Source organism: Flavobacterium sp. LM4, from assembly GCF_002017935.1.
In the GTDB taxonomy this organism is placed as follows: domain Bacteria; phylum Bacteroidota; class Bacteroidia; order Flavobacteriales; family Flavobacteriaceae; genus Flavobacterium; species Flavobacterium chungangense.
On the sequence record NZ_MUFW01000002.1, the window covers coordinates 1 to 23,431 of the forward strand.

Below are 23,431 nucleotides of genomic sequence, written 5' to 3' on the forward strand. Positions count from 1 at the left end.
ATTAAAGTGGCACGCGAGCTGGGTTCAGAACGTCGTGAGACAGTTCGGTCTCTATCTACTGTGGGCGTTAGAAATTTGAGTGGATCTGATTCTAGTACGAGAGGACCGAATTGGACTAACCTCTAGTGTATCTGTTGTCCCGCCAGGGGCACCGCAGAGTAGCTACGTTGGGAAGGGATAAGCGCTGAAAGCATATAAGCGCGAAACCCACCACAAGATGAGATTTCTTTTAAGGATCGTGGAAGATGACCACGTTGATAGGCTATAGATGTAAAGGCAGTAATGTCATAGTCGAGTAGTACTAATAATCCGTAAGCTTATGTACACCCTTTTCCTCCGGGTCAACCCGGAGGAAGAAACTTTCTAAAAATAGTAAATAAAAATATTTTTCTTTATCTCAGTATGTTAAGATATTTGCCCGTCGCGGGCAGTCTTAAAGACGAAAGTCCAGAGTCGTAAAGTGAAAACTTTTGACTTTATGACCTTAGACTTTAGACTAACAACCTTAAGGTGGTTATTGCGGCGGGGCTCACCTCTTCCCATCCCGAACAGAGTAGTTAAGCCCGCCTGCGCAGATGGTACTGCAGTTATGTGGGAGAGTATGTCGTCGCCTTTCTTTTGAAAACCCTGTTTCTGATGAAACAGGGTTTTTTGTTTTAAAATGAGGTACCTTAGCTCAGATGGTAGAGCAATGGACTGAAAATCCATGTGTCCCTGGTTCGATCCCTGGAGGTACCACAAATGCTCGGATGGTGAAATTGGTAGACACGCTGGACTTAAAATCCAGTGAACAGAAATGTTCGTGCGGGTTCAAGTCCCGCTCTGAGTACTGAAAACTCCAATTGGCTATGGCTGATTGGAGTTTTTTTTGCTTAATGGAATGGAGTGTTTTCTTCAAATAGAAAGAACTTCTGATTGACCCGATCCTGCGTGAGCGATGCAAGCGACCACAGAAACAAAAAAAATATAAAATATATATTTGGATGCTATTATGCAAAAAAAGCGGATCATTTGTAGATCCGTTTTCGTAATAATAACTTCTAATGTTTTAGTTCCTAAACGGAGATCCTAAAAAGAAAAAATTCTAAATTTATTTCTTCTAAACGGAGATCTAAATGCTTTTAAAAAAAGACAAAATAATAAATACTCAAAATTTTATATACTATTGGCTCGTTTAGATGTTTAACAGCTTAATTTATTTAATTCCTAATCTGGATTTTAGTTTTAAAAATAATAAAGCAATTTTATAAGCATCTTCGGCTGATGAATTTCTGTCACTTTTAGGAATTTTATATATTTCACATAGGTCATCCAGTGAAAATTGCTTTTCATTTATATCGTGTAATTTTCTATACATTACATCTATGTCTAAAGCTTCATTTTTTAATCTGCCACAATCTAATCTCTCTAGTGCAGCATTTATCATTTCAATATCGAAGTTAACATGATGACCTACCAAGACTGCATTTCCTAAATAATCTATAAAAGTCTGAAGAGCATCATTTTCCTGAAGCTTTTTCATTTTGCTTTCAATTATAAACTCGTTTGATAAACCATTATCATGTAGGTATTTATATTGTAATAGAACTGCTTCGAAATTATCCTGAATTATGATACCATCATCAACAATTGCAAAAGATCCCATAGATAAAATTACATCTTTTATAGGGTTTAGTCCTGAAGTTTCGGCAGATATAGCTACAAATCTATTTGGCTTAGTTTCAAATTTACTAAGGTAATTTTTCCAAAAATCAGGATATTCTTTATTAATATTTTTCAGCCAGTCCAACATATTATGAAAATTGTGTAAGTTGAAATTTACTTTTAATTAACTCCTCAAGATCTCGCATAGGAGCTAATGCATTTTTTAATTTCTCTTTGTCTGTTTTAGATAATTCTTTTATATTTATATATTGCCCTGAATCATCATTTTTTAATCCTTCAATTGTTCGGAATTTTAATAAGGTTAAAAATGCTTCTGCACAACTTAGATATATTTCAGCATTTTTAGAATCTGAAATAGCAAGTTGTTTAAATCTCAAATAGGTATTTTTAATTCCTTTAATATTTGAGCTTAATATTAGTAACCTTGCACCATCAATAAGAGGCATCAATGCTTTAGTTTTGATATCGAATTTCATTTTGTGAGGACCTTCTTCTTCTAAAATAAATTTCTTAAAAAAACTTAAAGGCGCATTCTTTTTTAAGGCATCATTTCCTAGAAAGTCAAAAAACAATGGGTTGTTGATCGCATTTTTAAAAATAATATTTTCTACAGCCTCTTCAATTTTTGGTTCACCGAAAACAATTTCATAATCAAAGAATATACTGCTTAAGTCATTACTGTTCTCACCTGGAGTATTCATCCAGCTATTGTATTGCTTTATCCAGTCAGTCAGTGATTTACACCATAACATGTTACTTCCCATATGACCGTTTGGGCAAAATTCATAACCTACTTTTTCTAACAGAGATGTGGTTCTTTTAGCAAGTCTTAAAAAATAATCTTTTACTTCTCTGTATTTTTCAGGTGTCACATCTTCAAAAATTAATATACTGTCCTGATCAGTAAGTAAAAGTTGTTCTTTTCTTCCTTGGCTACCAATACTTAGCCATGCAAAACGAGCAGGCGGGGAGCCTAAATCCAAAATTGTTAATTCAACTGCACGTTTTATGAGTGCCAGGTTTATTTCGTTGGCAATATTGCATATATGGGAAATGGTAATATCCTTTTGAATTGAATTCTGAATTAAATCAGACAATCGATCCCGAATTTGTTTTAAGTCCTTTGGCAATTGTGAACGCTTAATTTCTTTAATTAATACACCAGGATTACTTGCTTGAGCTACAATTAAATCATGTTCAGATATAATGCCTTTAACAACCGATTTATTTGTACCATCTTTAGTAACACATAAATGCGTTACATTATGCTTTAACATTAATAACTGAGCTTCTGCCAAAGAAACATTTTCAATTACAGTAACAACAGGAGATGACATGATCTTGTCTATTGTCTCAGTAATAGGATAACGGCCTGTGGCTATTTTTGATGATAAATCAGCATCTGTCAATATACCTATAGGATTATTGTTTTCGCAAACAACGATGTTGTCAACCATTGAGTCAGTCATCAAAATAGCAATGTCTTTTACAATTTTATCAGCTGTAGTGGTTAGTGGTGAATTATTATAATTAAGAGATTGAATATATTGAATTTCTGATTGTGTATCCGAATAAAATCCGTTATCAGAAATTAGTTTGTCTCCAGAATTTACATTGTCTTTTGTGTGACGCGAATTAATAGCAAAACTTTCTAATAAAAAGTTTAAAACATCAGAATTATTTGCCACAAATGGTCTAAAAACAGCAATAGGGATAGCATAAACAATACTTTCTTCACGTGCTTTGGCAGTCATCATGTAATTGTTTTTTGAAAAAAAAGGACGCAAACCAAAAATATCACCTTCATGACATTTGTTTATGATAGTTTCCTCAGCATCAGCAATTGTAGTCAAGTTGATAATTCCGGATGATACCACGTAGAAACTATCATGAAGTATATCGTTGTTTTGAAACAATACAGCATGTTTTTCTAAATTTATTACTCGGATATTAGTTGCAATATTAAAGAGTTCCTGAAATGTCAAATTATCAAATGGCGGATATTCTTTTAAAAAATCCGCAATATGTTCAGCAATTGTATTCATAGTTTATTTAATATATCAAATGTAAAAATAATAAAATAAAGAATCACTATTAGATTAATTCTAATGATTAATTCTAATGATTAATTCTAATGATTAATTCTAATGATTAATTCTTTTTTATTTTACATAATATAAATTATAGTTCGAATAATATTTATTTAAAAAGCATCAAATTTGATGCTTTTTAAATAAATTTGACTTTTAAAGCTTTTTAGAATACACCGCTTTACCATTTAAGGAAACTTCAAAATCGCTTTTTTGTTCATTAAAAGTTGTTCGTAAAGCGTTTCCTTTGAAAATTGTAACATCTCCATAGACTTTTCCTGATTCAACAGATTCATATTCAAATAATAATTTTTTATTATCTGGTTCTATACTTAATTTATAACTGGAAAACTTTGTTCCTTTTAAATTAAACTCTTGTCGTGAATCAATGATTTTTCCATCAGCGTAAAAATTTGTAATCGTTTTGTTTAAAGTAATGTCTGGGTAAAATTCATTTACTTTTTTAAGGAGTTCATACTGTGCCTCATTTGCATCTTCTTGTTTGGATGTAATGGTTTGGGCAAACGAAATTGTTGAGAAAATTAAAGCTAAAATTAAAATGTACTTTTTCATAATTCTTAAATTTAAGATTAATATTTTGAAATGTTTTTATAACAAATTTCTGCGTAATAAAATCAAACCATTATTTTAAATAAGTTTAATTATCTAACAAGGTATGAAATCTTTACCTTTGCAAAAAAATAAAAGCAATCATTTAAGAAAAATGACAACAAAAAAATATATTAAGCTAATCCTTATTTTAGGTTCTTTAACTGCACTTGGTCCTTTCTCAATTGATATGTATTTACCGGGTTTTTCAGGAATTGCAACAGATTTAAATACTACTGTCGCAAAAGTTTCCATGAGTTTATCAAGTTATTTTATCGGGATTTCAGCGGGACAATTGCTTTATGGTCCTTTATTAGATCGGCTTGGACGAAAAAAACCGTTGTTTATAGGTTTAATGGTTTATATTTTAGCTTCTTTAGGATGTGTGTATGTTGCTGATATTAATACTTTTATATTTTTGAGATTTATTCAGGCAATTGGCAGTTGTGCCGCAACGGTAGCTTCTGTCGCGATGGTCAGGGACTTATTTCCAGTAAAAGATATTCCTAAAGTTTTTTCTTTGTTAATGCTTGTTCTTGGACTTTCACCAATGCTGGCACCAACAATTGGTGGTTATGTAACCGAAGATTATGGCTGGCATGTAGTGTTTTTAATATTAATGTGCATGGGAATAGCTATTCTGGCTGCATCACAAATAGGTTTACCAAATACTTATAAACCTGATACCTCGATTTCATTAAAACCAAAACCAATCATTTCTAACTTTTTTAAAGTGCTTAAAGAACCTCAATTTTTCACTTATGGATTTACAGGTTCAATAGCTTTTTCCGGATTATTTTCATACGTAGCGGCCTCTCCCATCATTTTTATGGATATTTACCATGTTGATGCCAAGACATATGGATGGATATTTGCCTTTATGTCAGTGAGTTTCATTGGTTCAAGTCAATTAAATTCGGTTCTATTGAAGAAATTTTCCAGCGAACAAATGATATTCAGTGCTTTAATCACTCAATCCGTGATAAGTATTGTTTTTTTGGTTCTTTCTTTGAATGATCTTTTAGGTTTATATGGAACGATTGGAATGTTGTTTCTATTTTTAGGCTGTTTAGGAATTTCAAATCCTAATACTGCAGGACTTACAATGGCTCCTTTTGCTAAAAATGCAGGAAGTGCTTCAGCATTAATGGGAGCAATTCAGCTTGGTTTAGGAGCTTTAGCTTCTTTTGCTATTGGAGCTTTTGTTAAAGACTCGGTTGTACCAATGGTAGTCATCATGACGGCTACTACTATTTTGGCATTTATTATTCTAAATATTGGAAAACGCTTTATCATACAAAAAGTAGAAATATCCTCTGAAGATGAAATTACGATTGGGCATTGAAATTTATTATAAAAAAATCCGGAATTTTGAATTCCGGATTTTTTTATACCTGTTTTTTATCAGGCCTGATTATCATTCTAAGAGATTGGTCTCTGGCGAAATAGGCTATCATCCAATTATAGAAAGTTTTCAATCTGTTTCTGTAAGTGATTAGCGAAATTAAATGAACAAATAACCAAATGAACCAGGCAAAAAATCCTTTAAAGTGCCATTTAGGATTGGGTAAATCAACCACAGCTTTATTTTTTCCAATAATTGCCATCGATCCTTTGTCATTGTAAACAAAAGGTTTAAGTGATTTTTTTTGAAGTGAAGCTTTAAAGTTTTTAGCAAGATTTATTCCTTGTTGTATGGCAACCTGTGCTACCTGGGGATGGCCATTAGGAAAGTTTTTATCAGCAGTTAAAATAGCGGTATCACCAATAGCATATATGTTTTCTGTAGCATTCACTTTATTAAATGCATCAGTAGCCATTCTTCTTCCGCGACCATAACTTTCCGCTGGCATTCCTTCAAAAATTTTAGCAGTAACACCAGCTGCCCATATCAAATTTTTGGTTTTAATTGTTTCTCCGTTTTCAAAATATACGGTATCATCAATATAATCAGTTACTTTGCTGTTCAATTTAACAACAACGCCTAATTTTGTAAGTGCCTCTAAAGTATCTTTTTGAGAAGCCTCGCTCATTGGTGCGAGCAGTGCATCTCCACCGTCAACTAAGTAAACGTTACTTGCAGTAGTGTCTAATTCGGGATACTCTTTTAGTAAAATATTTTTTCGCATTTCAGCAAACATACCTGAAACCTCTACTCCTGTTGGACCTCCACCGGCAACAACAATTGTTAATAATTTACGACGCTTACGGATTTCTTTGCAAATCGCTGCTTTTTCTAAATTCTTAAGCAATGTGTTTCGCATTACGATGGCATCATTCAAGGTTTTCATCGGAATGGCATTTTTCATCACGTTTTCCATTCCAAAATAACTGGTTTCAGCACCTGTAGCAAAGACCAAATGATCGTATGACAACTCACCGTTGCTTAAAATCACCTTATTTTCTGCAGGCACAACTGATAATAATTCGCCTAAACGAAACTGAAGATTTTTTTTACCTGCAAAAAACTTTCTAAAGGGATAACTGATACTTGAAGGTTCTAAAAAAGCGGTAGCAACCTGATATATAAGGGGTGGAAAAAAATTGTAATTGTTTTTATCTACAAGCGTTACTTGTATTTGAGGATGATTTAGAAGTTCTTTTGCCAGATTTAATCCTGCAAAACCACCTCCAATGATGACTATATTCATAATATATTGTTTTTAAGACTATTGTACAAAAACTATTCTGTTTGCATTACTTTATAAATTTAACACTAATAATTTCAAGTACAAACTCATCTTTAAAATTTATTTTTTAAAATTACACAAACTAATCTTATTGATTTCTTTTATGAATTCAGTATTAATTGGATAATTTGAGCTTCATAATAATATCTGTCTGTTCGTCATTTCCTAATTTAAAAATATGCTTGTCAAATTCGATGAAACCATTTTTCTTATAAAAATTTATTGCTCTTTGATTTTCTTCCCAAACTCCTAACCATACATATTCTGATGTTTTTTGATTTGCTATTTCTATCGCTTTATCATAAAGTAATTGCCCTACGCTTTTTCCATGAAACTCTTTTGTCACATAGATGCGTTCTATTTCAAGCGCTTTATTGTCTTTTAATTCGGTTTGTGATGCTCCAAAGTTTATTTTTAAATAACCAATCACTTTATTATCCAACATTGCAAAATAGAATTCAGAATTTTCATCTTTAAGTTCAGCAGTTAATTTTTCGTTAGAAAATCCTTCTTCGAGATAGCTTTTCTTATTTTCTTCAGAGTTTGATTCTGAAAAAGTTTCCTGGAAAGTTTGTCTGCCAATTTCCTGTAATTGAGTAATTTCCTTAACCGAAATTCTCTTTATTTCAATAGTATTCATTCTGGATGTTTTTTAAGCACTATAAAGCTAATTTTAAAACTACTTTTTAAACTTTTTAACCGGTTTTTCAGTTATCTCAACCTTATTTTGTAGAACATAGTTAGCTAACAATTTTTCAATTAGTTCCTCTTTTGTCAGATGATGAAAAACAGTTTTTACTTTTGTTTTTAAATCGGTTGAAATATCGTGATTTGGTTTTGTTTTAAAGATTTGTTTTGCCCATAAAAGTGTATTGTTTTCTTCAAGGCTTATGGTTGAAGGCTTTTTGAATTCAGTAAATTTTAAACCCAGCTCTCTTTCAAAATCTGAAATTTCAGCAACTTCTTCCTGTTGTAAAACTGTCAAAGAAAGTCCTTTTGCTCCAGCCCTTGCTGTTCTTCCGCTTCTGTGAACGTAATTCTCGTAAGTGTCAGGCAAATGGTAATTTACAACATAGGAGATTTCTTTTACATCTATTCCTCTGGCGGCCAAATCAGTTGCTATCAAAATATTGATATGTCCTTCACGAAATTGTTCCATAATTCTGTCACGGATTCCCTGTGACAAACTACCGTGAAGTGCTCCTGATGAAAAACGATTGATAGCCAGATTTTTGGCTAATTTATTAACTGCAGCTTTTGTTTTGCAGAAAATTATGCCGCGTTCACCCTCTTTTGAGTTTAAAAAATGCATTAAAACATCTAATTTTTCAATTGGATCAACTACAATATATTCGTGATCTATTCCCTTGTTGCCAACTGTGTCCATGTTGGCACTAATCTGAACTACATTTTTATTTAAGTAATTCTGAATTAACTGTTTGATGGTTCCCTGTAAAGTTGCAGAAAATAATATTGTACGGTGTTTTTTGGGAAGTTCTGCAATGATTTCGTCTAAACTTCCTTTAAGGATAGCAACCATTTCGTCTGCTTCGTCTAAAACTAAATATTGGGTTTGTTTTAAATCGATTGCTTTTCTTTGGATCAAATCGATTAAACGTCCAGGCGTCGCTACTACAATATGTGTTGGATTTGTAAGCCTTTCGATTTGAGGTTTTATTGGAATTCCACCGCAGGTTGCTGCGATAGAAATGTTTGGAATATATTTTGAAAAATCTTCCAGATTTCTAAAAATCTGCTGACCAAGTTCTCGCGTTGGCACTAAAATTACTGCCTGAATAATTGATGAGTTGGTATCAATTAATTGCAATAATGGCAATCCGAAGGCAGCGGTTTTTCCGGTTCCTGTTTTGGCTAAACCAACCAGATCGTGGGTTTCAGATAAAAGTAACGGAATTGTTTTTTGTTGAATTTCTGTTGGCTCAACAATATTCAATTCGCTTAATGCTTTTAAAATTGGTGCTGAAATTCCTAATGATGCGAATTGTTTAGACATTGTATTTGTTTTTTTATTTTAGAATATATTTTACCACAAATTGCACAAATTTTCACAAATAAATGAATAATCTGAAAAATGCATCAATAAATGATTACGATTATTGTTGAATTTCTGTTGGCTCAAAAATATATCGAGAACAAGAAAATTAGAATTTATTATGAAAACTGAAGCCCTAGCCCTGATGGAAACGGCATCCTTTTATGCCGGGGTTCGGCATGAAAGATATAGTGTACAGCGGGAAACAGCTCCTTATTTCGAATAAGTTTATCCTGAGTGAAGCCGAATGGGCTCAGGATGAAAATATTATAATTCGATTGATTCTCCTATTTCGAGAAGCATTAAATCTTTTCCTTTATCGAAAAAATTACGAATTGATTCTTCATGATTGATTTCGATGTATCCGAAAGTATCAAAATGGTAGCCGAGTATTTTATCGCATTCTATAAAATCAGAAGCGATAATGGCATCTTCGACATCCATTGTAAAATTACTTCCGATTGGTAAAATGGCTAAATCCAATTTGGTACGCAATGGAATCAGTTTCATATCCGTTGTTAAGGCTGTGTCGCCGGCAATGTATATGTTTTTATGCTCACCTTCGATAACAAAACCTCCCGGATTTCCGCCGTAACTTCCGTCAGGGAATGAACTGGAATGAACTGCGTTTACGTATTTAACTTTTCCGAAGTCAAAATTCCAGCTTCCGCCATGGTTCATTGGATGTGCCTTTAAACCTAATTTTGCATAATAACTGGCAATTTCGGCATTTGAAACAATAGTAGCTTCTGTACGATTGGCAATTGCCTCAACATCCAGAACATGGTCGCCATGTGCATGGGTAAGCAAAATGTAATCGGCTTTTAATGTGTTTATATCAATTGCTGAAGCTAACGGATTTCCAGTAATGAAAGGATCGACAATAATATGTTTTCCTCCAACTTCAATTCCTAAAGATGCGTGACCGTAAAATGTAATTTTCATTTGATAAAAATTTAAAGTGAAACAATTATCTTCCTCCTAGAAAAAGATTAACAATGATATCCGAAATTAAGGATATCATACAAATTGTCAGTAATATAGAAAGCAAAAAAGTGCTGATTGCCAGCTTTTTTAATTCAGGATCTAACAACTTGGGATTTTGGTTTTTATAAACGGTAATTAAATGTTTTGTTAAAGGTATGAAGGCTAATAAAAACAAATACTGATCAAAATTATAATCGCTTAAAATGGCAAAAATAATAACCAAAAGCATTGCTGTAATAATTATTGAAAAATGATAAATTTTAGCTTTTTTCCCGCCAATCTGAACTACAATTGTGTTCTTTCCTGATTTTCTGTCGGATTCTTCATCACGCATATTGTTCAGGTTTAAAACCCCTACACTTAATAAACCTATTGAAATTGCGGGCAAAATTAAAAGAGGATCAACTTCTTTAGAATATAAAAAATTAACGCCCAAGGTACTTACCAGTCCGAAGAATACGAAAACAAATACATCTCCAAAACCTCTGTATCCATAAGCAGAATTACCAACTGTATAACGAATAGCTGAAGCAATTGCAGCAATTCCAAGTAATAAGAAGAAGATAGAATAGACAAAATTACTTTCTCCAAAAGCAAAAAATATCAGGGTAATCGCAGACAAAAGCGTCAATAATGACGTGATTATAATGGCTTTTTTCATAGCCTGCGGTGTAATCACACCACTCTGAATAGCTCTTTGAGGCCCTACCCTATCAGCATTATCTGTTCCTTTAACACCATCTCCATAATCATTTGCAAAATTGGAAAGAACCTGTAAGCCAAGCGTTGTTAAAAGTGCAAAACCAAAAATCTTCCAGCTGAATACTTCCGTTGGTGTGTTGATGGTTTCTGTTGGATTAGATAAGGCGTAAATACTTCCTACTATAATTCCCGAAACTGATAAAGGTAATGTGCGCAATCTGGCGGCTTCAATCCAATGTTTCATTATGTTTTGTTTAGTTGTTTTTTTGTTTCAGTTTCAGTTTCAGGTTTTACGTTTGCAACTTAAAGCCTGAAACTATTTTTTCTTTTTATGGAAGCCATTTATTTTCGCCAAAATTAGGCTTTCTTTTTTCTAAAAAGGCATTTCTTCCTTCTTTTGCTTCTTCGGTCATGTATGCCAGACGTGTAGCTTCGCCTGCAAAAACTTGTTGACCAACCATTCCGTCATCTGTTAAGTTCATCGCAAATTTCAGCATTTTTATAGAAGTTGGTGATTTTTGAAGAATTTCCTGTGCCCATTCATAAGCAGTAGCTTCTAACTCATCGTGTGGAATAACAGCATTTACCATTCCCATTTCGAAAGCTTCCTGAGCTGAATAGTTTCTTCCTAAAAAGAAAATCTCACGGGCTTTTTTCTGGCCAACCATTTTAGCGAGGTAAGCTGATCCGTATCCTCCATCAAAACTGGTTACATCAGCGTCCGTTTGTTTAAAAATAGCATGTTCTTTACTGGCAAGCGTCATGTCACAAACTACATGTAAACTATGCCCTCCGCCAACAGCCCAGCCCGGGACAACGGCAATTACTACTTTTGGCATAAAACGAATTAATCGCTGAACTTCCAGAATATTTAAACGATGTTGTCCGTCATCCCCAACATATCCCTGATGTCCGCGTGCATTTTGATCCCCTCCGCTGCAGAAAGAATATACACCGTCTTTTGTTGAAGGACCTTCAGCAGAAAGTAAAACTACTCCTATTGAAGTATCTTCCTGTGCATCATAAAATGCCTGGTATAATTCTGAGGTTGTTTTTGGCCGAAAAGCGTTTCTAACATTTGGTCTGTTAAAAGCTATTCTTGCAACTCCATTACATTTTTTATACGTTATATCTTCGAATTCTCTGGCAGTTATCCAATCCATTTTCTATTTTATTTGTTTTAAATAATTATAGTGTAAAAATAAGCCATTTTTACATTTTTACCTACTCAATTCAAGTGAAGTCTTTTTTCTAAATCATATTCTGAAAAAAATAACAACCTAAAAATAAAAAATAACATTTTTTAACACTTGTATTTAAAAATAATAAGTAATTTTACGATCTATAAATCAATAAGATACGTTTTTATTTATTGATTTAAAGATTGATTTTCTTTCACTGATTTATTAACCTAAAAAATGACTTTTTTTGAGAAAAATTAAAAAATTTGTCGCTCATTTTTTAACGGTTTTTAATTATAAAACAAAAAAAAATGGGCAAATGATTTATTCATATGTTTCAACTTCAAGAAAAAGACAGTAACACCGACGGTTAATTACTGGAATTGCATTTCAATTTTTCAAAAAAAGAATACGATAATTGAGAATTAAAAATTGAAGCTTTCTATAAATTATTGATAAAAACCAAAGGGTAAGCCGTGAAATTGATTTGTTGTTTTTGAAATAAATGAATTGATTATTTAAAGACATCGTTAAAAAAAGTGAATCATAAAATACGTAAAGGATTTACTTTTAAAATACATTTAGAATTATTTTATTTCTGTTTTTTTTAATTACAATTTTTTAAAACTAGAATAAAAAGGGAAAGGCTATTCGTAATGGATAGCCTTTCTTGTTATTTAGATGTCGTTTTTTTAGCCGGTGGGTCAGTAATCTTTAATAAGTATATGCCTTCTGGAAGTTCATTTAAATCAATTTCTTTTGTAGTATTACTTGATATTCTCTGCCCCTGAGAAAATACCTCTATCTTCTTTGCGTTCAAAGAATTTGTTTTTATAATAGTGGTTGTATTGGTATTGCTTTGTACTATTTCTTTTTTTAAAACTGTTTCAGTCTTTACATCCTTGACTGGTTGTGTATATTTTTCAATGTTGTATAATGCAAGAATTTCCTTGTCTGATAAAGCAGTATTGTAAATTTTTAAATCATCCAAATCAGCATTAATTCCAATTTTAGTATTAATTTCTCCTAATCTGAAAATATTTCCTTCAGTATTAATTGTGGCAGCCTTTTCATATTTTAACAATTCTCCATTGCGATATATTTTTGAAATGTTGCCATCAAACGTAGCGCTATATTGATACCAGGTATCCTTAGTCAAAGGGATATTAACTATTATATCGTTTAAAGCTCCCCAGGCTGCCAGATTTAAGTCAGAATTAGAAGTTGTTGTTCCTTGTTGCAAGAGTCCAAAATACTTGGCGGTAGAAGCTTCACCGTACCCCCAGATATAATTTGCTGAAGAAATATCATTCATTTTGATCCAGATCGTTATGGTTCTTGGTTTATCTTTCTGAGGGAGATTGTCAATTACAGCTTCTAATGCTTTGTTTGTTAATCTTTGTGCGCTTTTATCTTTCCCCGTCCTATCGGCTACATAATTTTCTGTCCCCATAAAAGAAATGGAATTTTCAGTATTTTGTAATGTTCCGTTGAAATTAAATTTATGAATGGGTATTTGAGCGCTCACTTCTGAAGAAATAATAATTATAAATAGGAGTAGGATTTTTTTCATAATAGGATTGGGGTTTCTACTACTAAAATATATTTAAACCTGTTTCGAGTGAAATTTACCCGATAAATGACATGAATAATCGTTGAAATCAATTATTGCAAATTATTTAATCAGTATATTTTTTCAAATCTAATGAAAACCATTGCAATTTTTGAATTTTTATTAATCTGTAGATTATTTACCGGTAATTAAATAATCGTTAAGGAACTCAATAATCAGGATTTGATAACTCTGATAGTACTAAAGTTTATAAATATTTAACTAAAAAAAATACTACGATTTATAAAACTCAAGCTTTAATTTTAAAAAAGCCTTATAATTGATAAAAATCTTTATTATTATTTAATTCACTACCAGTGAATTAAATAATAACTTAAAATTAAGTTCATTTTTTGTTTGCAAACATGAAAAACGTTGCTATATTTGCATCCGCTTAGAACAACAAAGCACAACGCTGAGATTCGGGGAGATACTCAAGCGGCCAACGAGGGCAGACTGTAAATCTGCTGTGAAAACTTCGCAGGTTCGAATCCTGCTCTCCCCACGGAAAGGCCGAAAAGTCGAAAAACTGTAAGTTTTCAATCTTTTCAAAAAGCCTTAAAAAATGTCTTAAAGCCAGTAAATCCGATGATTTACTGGCTTTTTTGCTTTATGGCCTATTTTCAATATTTATAAATTCTCACAAAATTAAAGGTGTGGATATGCAAACAAAAAGTAGAGAAAAAGTTAAGCTACATTTTTGTAATTAGTTAATTTATTAAATTCTTCAATAGTTTTATAGTTCAAAGCAGAGTGCCTTCTTTTTTTATTGTACCAAATTTCGATGTATTCAAAAATTTCAAGTTCCATTTGTTCTTTAGTAATTAGTTTATTCCCATAAATTAATTCTGTTTTTAGTGATTTGAAAAAACTTTCTGCAACAGCATTATCCCAGCAATCTCCTTTACGGCTCATACTTCTAGTGACAGTTTTAAAAGAGTCAAGCATATTAGTAAAGCTTTTATTAGCATATTGAATTCCTCTGTCGGAGTGGAATATTAATTCATTTGTAATTTTTCGATTTTTAAGTGCCATTTTCCAAGCTGTTAATGTAGTTTGTTTAGTACTCAAACCATTGCTTAGACTCCAGCCAATTATTTTTCTGTCGAACAAATCCAAAATAATTGTGAGATACAAAAATCCGTCCTTTGTTTGAATATATGTTATATCTGAAACCCAAGCTTTAGATGGTTCCTTCACCGTAAATTCTCTTTTTAAGATATTTGGAACAACAAAATGATTATGTTTTGAATTGGTTGTTACTTTAAATTTTTTACTCAATTTACTGTACAAACCTAATTGCTTCATGTATTTAGCGACTGTTATTCTAGATATTTGATATCCTATATTTTGAAGTTCTAAAGTAATTCTTGGACTTCCATATCGCTGTTTGGTATTAAAATATATTGAAGTTATTGCTTCTTTTATTAAAATCACTCGTTTTTGCCTTTCTGAAACAATCTGTTTTTTCCATTTATAGTAACTGCTGTTGCTTACTGCTAAAACTTTGCACATCTTTTCAATCGAATATATTTTTTCATGGTCTTTTATGAAAAGATAAATCATCGACCTCCCTTGGAAAAGATGCTTATTGCCTTTTTTAAGATATCACGTTCTAATTCTGCTTCTTTTAATTTTTTTTCAAGTTCATGAATTTTTTCTTGTTCGGGACTTAGTTTTAAATTGCCTTTTCCAGGAAAACTTCCTGTTCCAAATTCTTGGTAATCCTGACGCCATTTGTAAAGCAAAGGTGCTGTTATTCCAAGTTCCTTCGCTAATTGTGAGATATTATCTCTTTCATAACTTAATTGGACAGCTTTCTCTTTAAAATTGCGGTCATAAGTTTTACGATTCTCTTTCATGCTCTAAAGTTAAGATTTAGTTCTTAACTAGAACTCCATGCTAAGTTAGCACATCCAAAATATAGGTCTATTTGAATAGAACTGACCAAAAAACGGGCTATTCTAATCCATAATTAGGAATTACTACTCAATCAGTTCTTAACTATATTTGAAAAAGGGGTTCAACTTTATTTAAAAAGTTAAACCCCGTTATTTTTAAAACTTACACACTTTTTAGGACTGTGTTTTTATCGATAATGATTTGTAAGTTCTTATTGCATTGAAACGATTACAAATTCACTTCTTCTGTTTAACTGATGTTCATCTTCTGTACAAGCTACATTATCTGAACATTTATTGATTAACTGACTTTCGCCATATCCTTTCCCTGATATTCTGGTTGGGGCAATTCCTCGTTTTACAAACCATTCGATTGTTGCTTTTGCTCTTTTATTAGACAATCTCATATTATATTCCTGAGTCTGTCTACTGTCTGTATGAGAACGAACATCGATTTTCATTTCAGGATATTGTTTCATTACAGCAAGTACTTTCTCTAATTCAAAAGCAGCTTCCTGACGAATAAATGATTTATCCAGATCAAAATAAATAATAGGAATCTCTAAGGTTTTAGCCAAATCTGTCCCTACTTCTATTTGCTTGATTTGTTTATTTAATTTAATATCTAATTCAGGTTTATCATTTGTTGGCTGAATTGTAACCGGACTTTCATTAATTTCATAATCTTGTTTTGAAACTCTTACATAATAGGTTTGATTGCATTTTACATCAAAATTGTAACTTCCGTTTTTATCCGAAATTATTGTTGCAATTTCCTTAAACTTATCGTCAAGCAAAATTACTTTTGCATCGGCTAAAGCTTCGTTCGTTTGAGAATCTGAAACAATTCCAAATAATTTTTTTTCACAATCAAGTCTTTTTGTTTCTGTGAATTTATAGATATCATCATTTCCAATTCCGCCTTCTTTGTTGGATGAGAAGTAACCTTTACGCGTATTGCTGTCAATTATAAAAGCAAAATCATCCGACTTAGTATTTACCGGTTCTCCAATATTTTGTACCAGATCAAAAGTAGCATCTTCCTTGATTTTTGCCACAAATACATCAAGTCCGCCTAATCCAGGACGTCCGTCGCTTGAAAAATAAAGTTCATTATCTCCGGATATAAACGGGAATGTTTCTCTTCCTTCGGTATTAATTACAGTTCCTAAATTTTCAGGTTTCCCGAAGGTTTTATTTTCATTAATAATAACACTAAACAAATCTGATTGTCCTAAACTTCCCGGCATATCTGATGCGAAATACAGCTTTTTTTCGTCCAGACTTAAAGCAGGATGCGCAATACTATATTGATCACTATTAAAAGGCAACTCTATAATATTGGTCCATTTATCATTAATAAAATCGGCTTTGTACAATTTCAATAATGTAACTCTTTTATTGTCTTTTCCTTTTTTACCGCCTAAAAAGTTGTTTCGGGTAAAGTACATTGTTTTGCCATCTTTGGTGAAGACCGGAGAAGATTCATTGAATTTAGAATTGATCTTTTTCTCAAACCGAATTGGATTTTCTAAAGTTCCATCCGCTTTTAACTGCGCAGCAAATAAATTCGTAAACGATTTATTAGTCCATTTAAATGTTTTTTTAACAACACTTCCGGTATCACGAGCAGAAGCAAATACTAATTTATTATTATAAATTGTACTTCCGTAATCTGATTGTTGCGAATTAATTCCGGCATTTGCGATATCAAATCTTCCTGAATTCGCTTTAATCTGCTCCAGATAATTTTTATTGTTTTGGAATAAAACTCCTCTTGTATCGGTTTTAATTTTCAAATTAAAAATTTCCAGCATTTTATCTGATTTAGCATAATCACCCACAGATTTCAGTGCCTGAGCATATCTATAATAATATTCAGGTTCTTGCTGCTCGTTAAAAGCAAAAAGTGCGTCATACCACTTTGCAGCTTTCGGTAATTCGGCATTAAAATAATAGGAGTTTCCTAATCTCTGAAACATTTTTTCATCCTTATATCCGCTTTCTGCTACTTTTTCATAAATAGCAATAGCGTCTACAAAAGCATATTGATTGTACTCCTTCTCTGCTTTATTCAAAACTGTTTTTTGAGCCGTTCCGTTAAAACAAACTGACGACAAAACAGCAGCATAAATTATATTTTTAACTTTCATAATTAGAAAAATCTTGGTGAAGTTATACGTCCATATTTGTTTAAGAATTCAAAACGAAGGAATATCTCGTGCGATCCTGAATTATAATTCACTAATTTGGTTGTTTCACGATCGTAAGCATAACCCAAATACAAACCATCTGTGATTTGAAAACCAGCCAATAAACTTACCGAAGCACTCCATCTGTAAGCGGCTCCTAATACAAATTTTTCATTAAACATAAAATTGGCTGAAATATCTACTTGTAGTGGCGAACCAGCTACCATTTTTGTCATTATAGCCGGTTTAAATTTTACGGTTTCATAACGATCTAAATCAAATACATAACCTGCGATAAAATAATAGTTGATTTTGTCTTTGTAAATCGCAACATCATTATCATCATAACGATTGGTCTGAATGAAATTAGGAACCGATAAACCTACATAAGCTTTATCTGTATGCCAGTAAACTCCGGCTCCAATATTAGGCGTGAATTTATTTTTGAAATCCTGAAATTGCGGATCTCCCTGATCTTCCGGTGTTAATTTAGTTGGATCTAATTTGAATAAATTTGCTGATCCTTTTATACCAAAAGATAATTTGGCTGTAGCCGATGTTGGTATAGAATACGAAAAATCTGCCGATAAGTTATTCTCATTCGTTGGACCTATTTTATCATTGATTAATGAAACTCCTAACCCAACGTTATTACCAACTGGTGTATTTACAGAAAAACTACTTGTTTCCGGCGCGCCATCTAACCCAACCCATTGGGTACGATATAAACCAAAAATACTCAGTACTCCACGTGATCCCGCATAAGCAGGATTCACACTAATGGTATTATACATGTATTGTGTAAATTGTGCATCCTGCTGTGCAAAGCTTGCAGTTGAACAAAACAGTAAAACTAAAATTAACTTTTTCATTTTTTTCATTTTTAATAACAGATCAACTTCAACAAGCCAATTAATTAGCATAGAATATTATTTGGTCAAGTACAGATAACCCGCTTCCTGATGAGGAGTAGATTGATGGTCTTTATATTTTATGATATAATAATATGTTCCCTCTGGTAATCCTTTTGATTCTTTAATGGTAACACGTCCTTCTGAAATTCCTCTAAAGGCAACATCGGTATTATTGTAATGATCTCTTTCAAAAACCAATACACCCCAACGATTATAAATTTGAACTGTGTTGTCAGGATAACATTCTATTCCTTGTATATAGAATCTTTCGTTCATACTATCACCATTTATTGAAACGGCATTAAAAATTTTGATTACACATCCACTTAATAATAAAACTGTTGGATTGTCACCTAGATTATTTATGTTATCGGACTTATCCTCAACTTTAATTCCACTTAGAGCACTACCCATTACACTAGCCTGATTACTAATACTTCCATTATTAATATCATTTTGCGTGATGCTATATTGAGCACTAAAAGAAACTTCATCCGTATCATTTACATTCAAATCTATTGGACCTCCTGACATAATAATACCAGCTAATGGATCTGAAACAGTAATATTGTACAAAGGAACATTTCCAGTATTAGTAACCTTGAAGTTATAAGTTATTGTTTCGCCAGCATCTGCATTCCCATTACTATTTTCATCATTAAATACCGCTGTCTTAATTATGGCAATTGATGGAACTTCAACAATCGCTGGGGCACTTACTACTACCGTAGAGCTAATAGTACTACAATTCAACGGGTTGTTTACTTCACAAATCGTATAGCTTACTGAATAGTTTCCAGATGGGGTGTTGGCCGGAACTGTTACTGTTCCATCTGCATTTACTACTAGTCCTGACCCTACTGGAACCGTACTTGATGTGATTTGTACATTCCCTGCTGCAGTACCTACTACTACTGGGCTTCCATTTAAGGTATCGTTGCCCGTTAATGCCGTGGTGGTGCCACCTGGTAATCCATTAACCGAAGGGGTCGTTTCTGTTACCGCAACAATCGCCGGGGCACTTACTACTACCGTAGAGCTAATAGTACTACAATTCAACGGGTTGTTTACTTCACAAATCGTATAGCTTACTGCATAGTTTCCAGATGGGGTGTTGGCCGGAACTGTTACTGTTCCATCTGCATTTACTACTAGTCCTGACCCTACTGGAACCGTACTTGATGTGATTTGTACATTCCCTGCTGCAGTACCTACTACTACTGGGCTTCCATTTAAGGTATCGTTGCCCGTTAATGCCGTGGTGGTGCCACCTGGTAATCCATTAACCGAAGGGGTCGTTTCTGTTACCGCAACAATCGCCGGGGCACTTACTACTACCGTAGAGCTAATAGTACTACAATTCAACGGGTTGTTTACTTCACAAATCGTATAGCTTACTGCATAGTTTCCAGATGGGGTGTTGGCCGGAACTGTTACTGTTCCGTCTGAATTTACCACTAGTCCTGATCCTACTGGAACCGTACTTGATGTGATTTGTACATTCCCTGCTGCAGTACCTACTACTACTACTGGGCTTCCATTTAAGGTATCGTTGCCCGTTAATGCCGTGGTGGTGCCACCTGGTAATCCATTAACCGAAGGGGTCGTGTCTGTTACCGCAACAATCGCCGGGGCACTTACTACTACCGTAGAGCTAATAGTACTACAATTCAACGGGTTGTTTACTTCACAAATCGTATAGCTTACTGCATAGTTTCCAGATGGGGTGTTGGCCGGAACTGTTACTGTTCCATCTGCATTTACTACTAGTCCTGACCCTACTGGAACCGTACTTGATGTGATTTGTACATTCCCTGCTGCAGTACCTACTACTACTGGGCTTCCATTTAAGGTATCGTTGCCCGTTAATGCCGTGGTGGTGCCACCTGGTAATCCATTAACCGAAGGGGTCGTGTCTGTTACCGCAACAATCGCCGGGGCACTTACTACTACCGTAGAGCTAATAGTACTACAATTCAACGGGTTGTTTACTTCACAAATCGTATAGCTTACTGCATAGTTTCCAGATGGGGTGTTGGCAGGAACTGTTACTGTTCCGTCTGAATTTACCACTAGTCCTGATCCTACTGGAACCGTACTTGATGTGATTTGTACATTCCCTGCTGCAGTACCTACTACTACTGGGCTTCCATTTAAGGTGTCGTTGCCCGTTAATGCCGTGGTGGTGCCACCTGGTAATCCATTAACCGAAGGGGTCGTGTCTGTTACCGCAACAATCGCCGGGGCACTTACTACTACCGTAGAGCTAATAGTACTACAATTCAACGGGTTGTTTACTTCACAAATCGTATAGCTTACTGCATAGTTTCCAGATGGGGTGTTGGCCGGAACTGTTACTGTTCCATCTGCATTTACTACTAGTCCTGACCCTACTGGAACCGTACTTGATGTGATTTGTACATTCCCTGCTGCAGTACCTACTACTACTGGGCTTCCATTTAAGGTGTCGTTGCCCGTTAATGCCGTGGTGGTGCCACCTGGTAATCCATTAACCGAAGGGGTCGTGTCTGTTACCGCAACAATCGCCGGGGCACTTACTACTACCGTAGAGCTAATAGTACTACAATTCAACGGGTTGTTTACTTCACAAATCGTATAGCTTACTGCATAGTTTCCAGATGGGGTGTTGGCCGGAACTGTTACTGTTCCATCTGCATTTACTACTAGTCCTGACCCTACTGGAACCGTACTTGATGTGATTTGTACATTCCCTGCTGCAGTACCTACTACTACTGGGCTTCCATTTAAGGTATCGTTGCCCGTTAATGCCGTGGTGGTGCCACCTGGTAATCCATTAACCGAAGGGGTCGTTTCTGTTACCGCAACAATCGCTGGGGCACTTACTACTACCGTAGAGCTAATAGTACTACAATTCAACGGGTTGTTTACTTCACAAATCGTATAGCTTACTGCATAGTTTCCAGATGGGGTGTTGGCCGGAACTGTTACTGTTCCATCTGCATTTACTACTAGTCCTGACCCTACTGGAACCGTACTTGATGTGATTTGTACATTCCCTGCTGCAGTACCTACTACTACTGGGCTTCCATTTAAGGTGTCGTTGCCCGTTAATGCCGTGGTGGTGCCACCTGGTAATCCATTAACCGAAGGGGTCGTGTCTGTTACCGCAACAATCGCCGGGGCACTTACTACTACCGTAGAGCTAATAGTACTACAATTCAACGGGTTGTTTACTTCACAAATCGTATAGCTTACTGCATAGTTTCCAGATGGGGTGTTGGCCGGAACTGTTACTGTTCCATCTGCATTTACTACTAGTCCTGACCCTACTGGAACCGTACTTGATGTGATTTGTACATTCCCTGCTGCAGTACCTACTACTACTGGGCTTCCATTTAAGGTGTCGTTGCCCGTTAATGCCGTGGTGGTGCCACCTGGTAATCCATTAACCGAAGGGGTCGTGTCTGTTACCGCAACAATCGCCGGGGCACTTACTACTACCGTAGAGCTAATAGTACTACAATTCAACGGGTTGTTTACTTCACAAATCGTATAGCTTACTGCATAGTTTCCAGATGGGGTGTTGGCCGGAACTGTTACTGTTCCGTCTGCATTTACCACTAGTCCTGATCCTGCCGGAACCGTACTTGATGTGATTTGTACATTCCCTGCTGCAGTACCTACTACTACTGGGCTTCCATTTAAGGTATCGTTGCCCGTTAATGCCGTGGTGGTGCCACCTGGTAATCCATTAACCGAAGGGGTCGTTTCTGTTACCGCAACAATCGCTGGGGCACTTACTACTACCGTAGAGCTAATAGTACTACAATTCAACGGGTTGTTTACTTCACAAATCGTATAGCTTACTGCATAGTTTCCAGATGGGGTGTTGGCCGGAACTGTTACTGTTCCATCTGCATTTACTACTAGTCCTGACCCTACTGGAACCGTACTTGATGTGATTTGTACATTCCCTGCTGCAGTACCTACTACTACTGGGCTTCCATTTAAGGTATCGTTGCCCGTTAATGCCGTGGTGGTGCCACCTGGTAATCCATTAACCGAAGGGGTCGTGTCTGTTACCGCAACAATCGCCGGGGCACTTACTACTACCGTAGAGCTAATAGTACTACAATTCAACGGGTTGTTTACTTCACAAATCGTATAGCTTACTGCATAGTTTCCAGATGGGGTGTTGGCCGGAACTGTTACTGTTCCATCTGCATTTACTACTAGTCCTGACCCTACTGGAACCGTACTTGATGTGATTTGTACATTCCCTGCTGCAGTACCTACTACTACTGGGCTTCCATTTAAGGTATCGTTGCCCGTTAATGCCGTGGTGGTGCCACCTGGTAATCCATTAACCGAAGGGGTCGTTTCTGTTACCGCAACAATCGCCGGGGCACTTACTACTACCGTAGAGCTAATAGTACTACAATTCAACGGGTTGTTTACTTCACAAATCGTATAGCTTACTGCATAGTTTCCAGATGGGGTGTTGGCCGGAACTGTTACTGTTCCATCTGCATTTACTACTAGTCCTGACCCTACTGGAACCGTACTTGATGTGATTTGTACATTCCCTGCTGCAGTACCTACTACTACTGGGCTTCCATTTAAGGTATCGTTGCCCGTTAATGCCGTGGTGGTGCCACCTGGTAATCCATTAACCGAAGGGGTCGTTTCTGTTACCGCAACAATCGCCGGGGCACTTACTACTACCGTAGAGCTAATAGTACTACAATTCAACGGGTTGTTTACTTCACAAATCGTATAGCTTACTGCATAGTTTCCAGATGGGGTGTTGGCCGGAACTGTTACTGTTCCATCTGCATTTACTACTAGTCCTG

The 23,431-nt window shown here is 34.8% G+C and carries 15 protein-coding genes, 3 tRNA genes and 2 rRNA genes; 6 read left to right on the top strand and 14 right to left on the bottom strand.

Annotated features, from left to right (window positions below; translation table 11 throughout):
• The 4 genes from BXU10_RS14160 to BXU10_RS14175 all read left to right on the top strand — a co-directional run.
• A 23S ribosomal RNA gene (locus BXU10_RS14160) occupies nucleotides 1–325 on the top strand; the annotation flags it as partial.
• A gap of 181 nt (nucleotides 326–506) precedes the next feature.
• Nucleotides 507–616: ribosomal RNA gene (gene rrf, locus BXU10_RS14165) — 5S ribosomal RNA — on the top strand.
• A gap of 49 nt (nucleotides 617–665) precedes the next feature.
• Nucleotides 666–738, top strand: a tRNA-Phe gene (locus tag BXU10_RS14170).
• A gap of 5 nt (nucleotides 739–743) precedes the next feature.
• Nucleotides 744–829, top strand: a tRNA-Leu gene (locus BXU10_RS14175).
• A 366-nt stretch (nucleotides 830–1,195) separates the two neighbouring features.
• On the opposite strand, the gene BXU10_RS14180 is transcribed toward BXU10_RS14175, so the two are convergent.
• The 3 genes from BXU10_RS14180 to BXU10_RS14190 all read right to left on the bottom strand — a co-directional run bounded on the left by BXU10_RS14180 (nucleotide 1,196) and on the right by BXU10_RS14190 (nucleotide 4,328).
• Entirely contained in the window at nucleotides 1,196–1,792 is a 597-nt protein-coding gene (locus BXU10_RS14180) for a 3'-5' exonuclease (protein WP_078228005.1), read from the bottom strand.
• Nucleotide 1,793: 1 nt separating this feature from the next.
• Entirely contained in the window at nucleotides 1,794–3,710 is a 1,917-nt protein-coding gene (locus BXU10_RS14185; protein ID WP_078228006.1) for a DUF294 nucleotidyltransferase-like domain-containing protein, read from the bottom strand.
• A gap of 201 nt (nucleotides 3,711–3,911) precedes the next feature.
• Nucleotides 3,912–4,328: a hypothetical protein gene (locus BXU10_RS14190; protein ID WP_078228007.1), complete on the bottom strand. Its 417-nt coding sequence runs from the start codon at nucleotides 4,326–4,328 to the stop codon at nucleotides 3,912–3,914.
• Between the two features lie 151 nt (nucleotides 4,329–4,479).
• Between BXU10_RS14190 and BXU10_RS14195 the strand changes: the two genes are divergently transcribed.
• Nucleotides 4,480–5,709: a multidrug effflux MFS transporter gene (locus BXU10_RS14195; protein WP_078228835.1), complete on the top strand. Its 1,230-nt coding sequence runs from the start codon at nucleotides 4,480–4,482 to the stop codon at nucleotides 5,707–5,709.
• Nucleotides 5,710–5,752: 43 nt separating this feature from the next.
• Here the strand turns inward: BXU10_RS14195 and BXU10_RS14200 are convergent, their stop codons facing one another.
• From BXU10_RS14200 to BXU10_RS14230, 7 genes are all read right to left on the bottom strand, one after another.
• The gene (locus BXU10_RS14200) at nucleotides 5,753–7,015 is read right to left on the bottom strand and encodes an NAD(P)/FAD-dependent oxidoreductase (RefSeq protein ID WP_078228008.1); all 1,263 of its coding nucleotides are present in this window, start codon (nucleotides 7,013–7,015) and stop codon (nucleotides 5,753–5,755) included.
• Nucleotides 7,016–7,169: 154 nt separating this feature from the next.
• Nucleotides 7,170–7,694 (bottom strand): GNAT family N-acetyltransferase, encoded by a 525-nt coding sequence (locus tag BXU10_RS14205; protein ID WP_078228009.1) that lies wholly within the window; start codon nucleotides 7,692–7,694, stop codon nucleotides 7,170–7,172.
• Between the two features lie 39 nt (nucleotides 7,695–7,733).
• On the bottom strand, nucleotides 7,734–9,068 hold the full coding sequence (locus BXU10_RS14210) for a DEAD/DEAH box helicase (RefSeq protein WP_078228010.1): 1,335 nt from the start codon (nucleotides 9,066–9,068) through the stop codon (nucleotides 7,734–7,736).
• A gap of 306 nt (nucleotides 9,069–9,374) precedes the next feature.
• Nucleotides 9,375–10,052 (bottom strand): metal-dependent hydrolase, encoded by a 678-nt coding sequence (locus BXU10_RS14215; protein WP_078228011.1) that lies wholly within the window; start codon nucleotides 10,050–10,052, stop codon nucleotides 9,375–9,377.
• Between the two features lie 25 nt (nucleotides 10,053–10,077).
• Nucleotides 10,078–11,040: a 1,4-dihydroxy-2-naphthoate octaprenyltransferase gene (gene menA / locus BXU10_RS14220; protein WP_078228012.1), complete on the bottom strand. Its 963-nt coding sequence runs from the start codon at nucleotides 11,038–11,040 to the stop codon at nucleotides 10,078–10,080.
• Nucleotides 11,041–11,125: 85 nt separating this feature from the next.
• Nucleotides 11,126–11,959 carry a 1,4-dihydroxy-2-naphthoyl-CoA synthase gene (locus BXU10_RS14225; protein ID WP_012024845.1) on the bottom strand — a complete coding sequence of 278 codons (834 nt, stop codon included), beginning with the start codon at nucleotides 11,957–11,959 and terminating at the stop codon, nucleotides 11,126–11,128.
• 691 nt (nucleotides 11,960–12,650) lie between these two features.
• On the bottom strand, nucleotides 12,651–13,550 hold the full coding sequence (locus BXU10_RS14230) for a LamG domain-containing protein (protein WP_078228013.1): 900 nt from the start codon (nucleotides 13,548–13,550) through the stop codon (nucleotides 12,651–12,653).
• Between the two features lie 463 nt (nucleotides 13,551–14,013).
• On the opposite strand from BXU10_RS14230, the gene BXU10_RS14235 reads away from it, so the two are divergent.
• A tRNA-Tyr gene (locus BXU10_RS14235) sits at nucleotides 14,014–14,094 on the top strand.
• A 182-nt stretch (nucleotides 14,095–14,276) separates the two neighbouring features.
• On the opposite strand, the gene BXU10_RS14240 is transcribed toward BXU10_RS14235, so the two are convergent.
• From BXU10_RS14240 to BXU10_RS14260, 4 genes are all read right to left on the bottom strand, one after another.
• Nucleotides 14,277–15,451 (bottom strand): IS3 family transposase gene (locus tag BXU10_RS14240; RefSeq protein ID WP_223255465.1). Its coding sequence is split into 2 segments (ribosomal slippage): nucleotides 14,277–15,196 and nucleotides 15,196–15,451, totalling 1,176 coding nucleotides; the frame shifts between segments, so codons are not numbered across the junction.
• 251 nt (nucleotides 15,452–15,702) lie between these two features.
• The gene (locus tag BXU10_RS14250) at nucleotides 15,703–17,643 is read right to left on the bottom strand and encodes an OmpA family protein (RefSeq protein ID WP_078228015.1); all 1,941 of its coding nucleotides are present in this window, start codon (nucleotides 17,641–17,643) and stop codon (nucleotides 15,703–15,705) included.
• Nucleotides 17,644–17,645: 2 nt separating this feature from the next.
• Nucleotides 17,646–18,554 (bottom strand): type IX secretion system membrane protein PorP/SprF, encoded by a 909-nt coding sequence (locus BXU10_RS14255; protein ID WP_059119058.1) that lies wholly within the window; start codon nucleotides 18,552–18,554, stop codon nucleotides 17,646–17,648.
• Between the two features lie 57 nt (nucleotides 18,555–18,611).
• Nucleotides 18,612–23,330 carry a gliding motility-associated C-terminal domain-containing protein gene (locus tag BXU10_RS14260; protein ID WP_078228016.1) on the bottom strand — a complete coding sequence of 1,573 codons (4,719 nt, stop codon included), beginning with the start codon at nucleotides 23,328–23,330 and terminating at the stop codon, nucleotides 18,612–18,614.
• Nucleotides 23,331–23,431 lie beyond the last annotated feature (101 nt).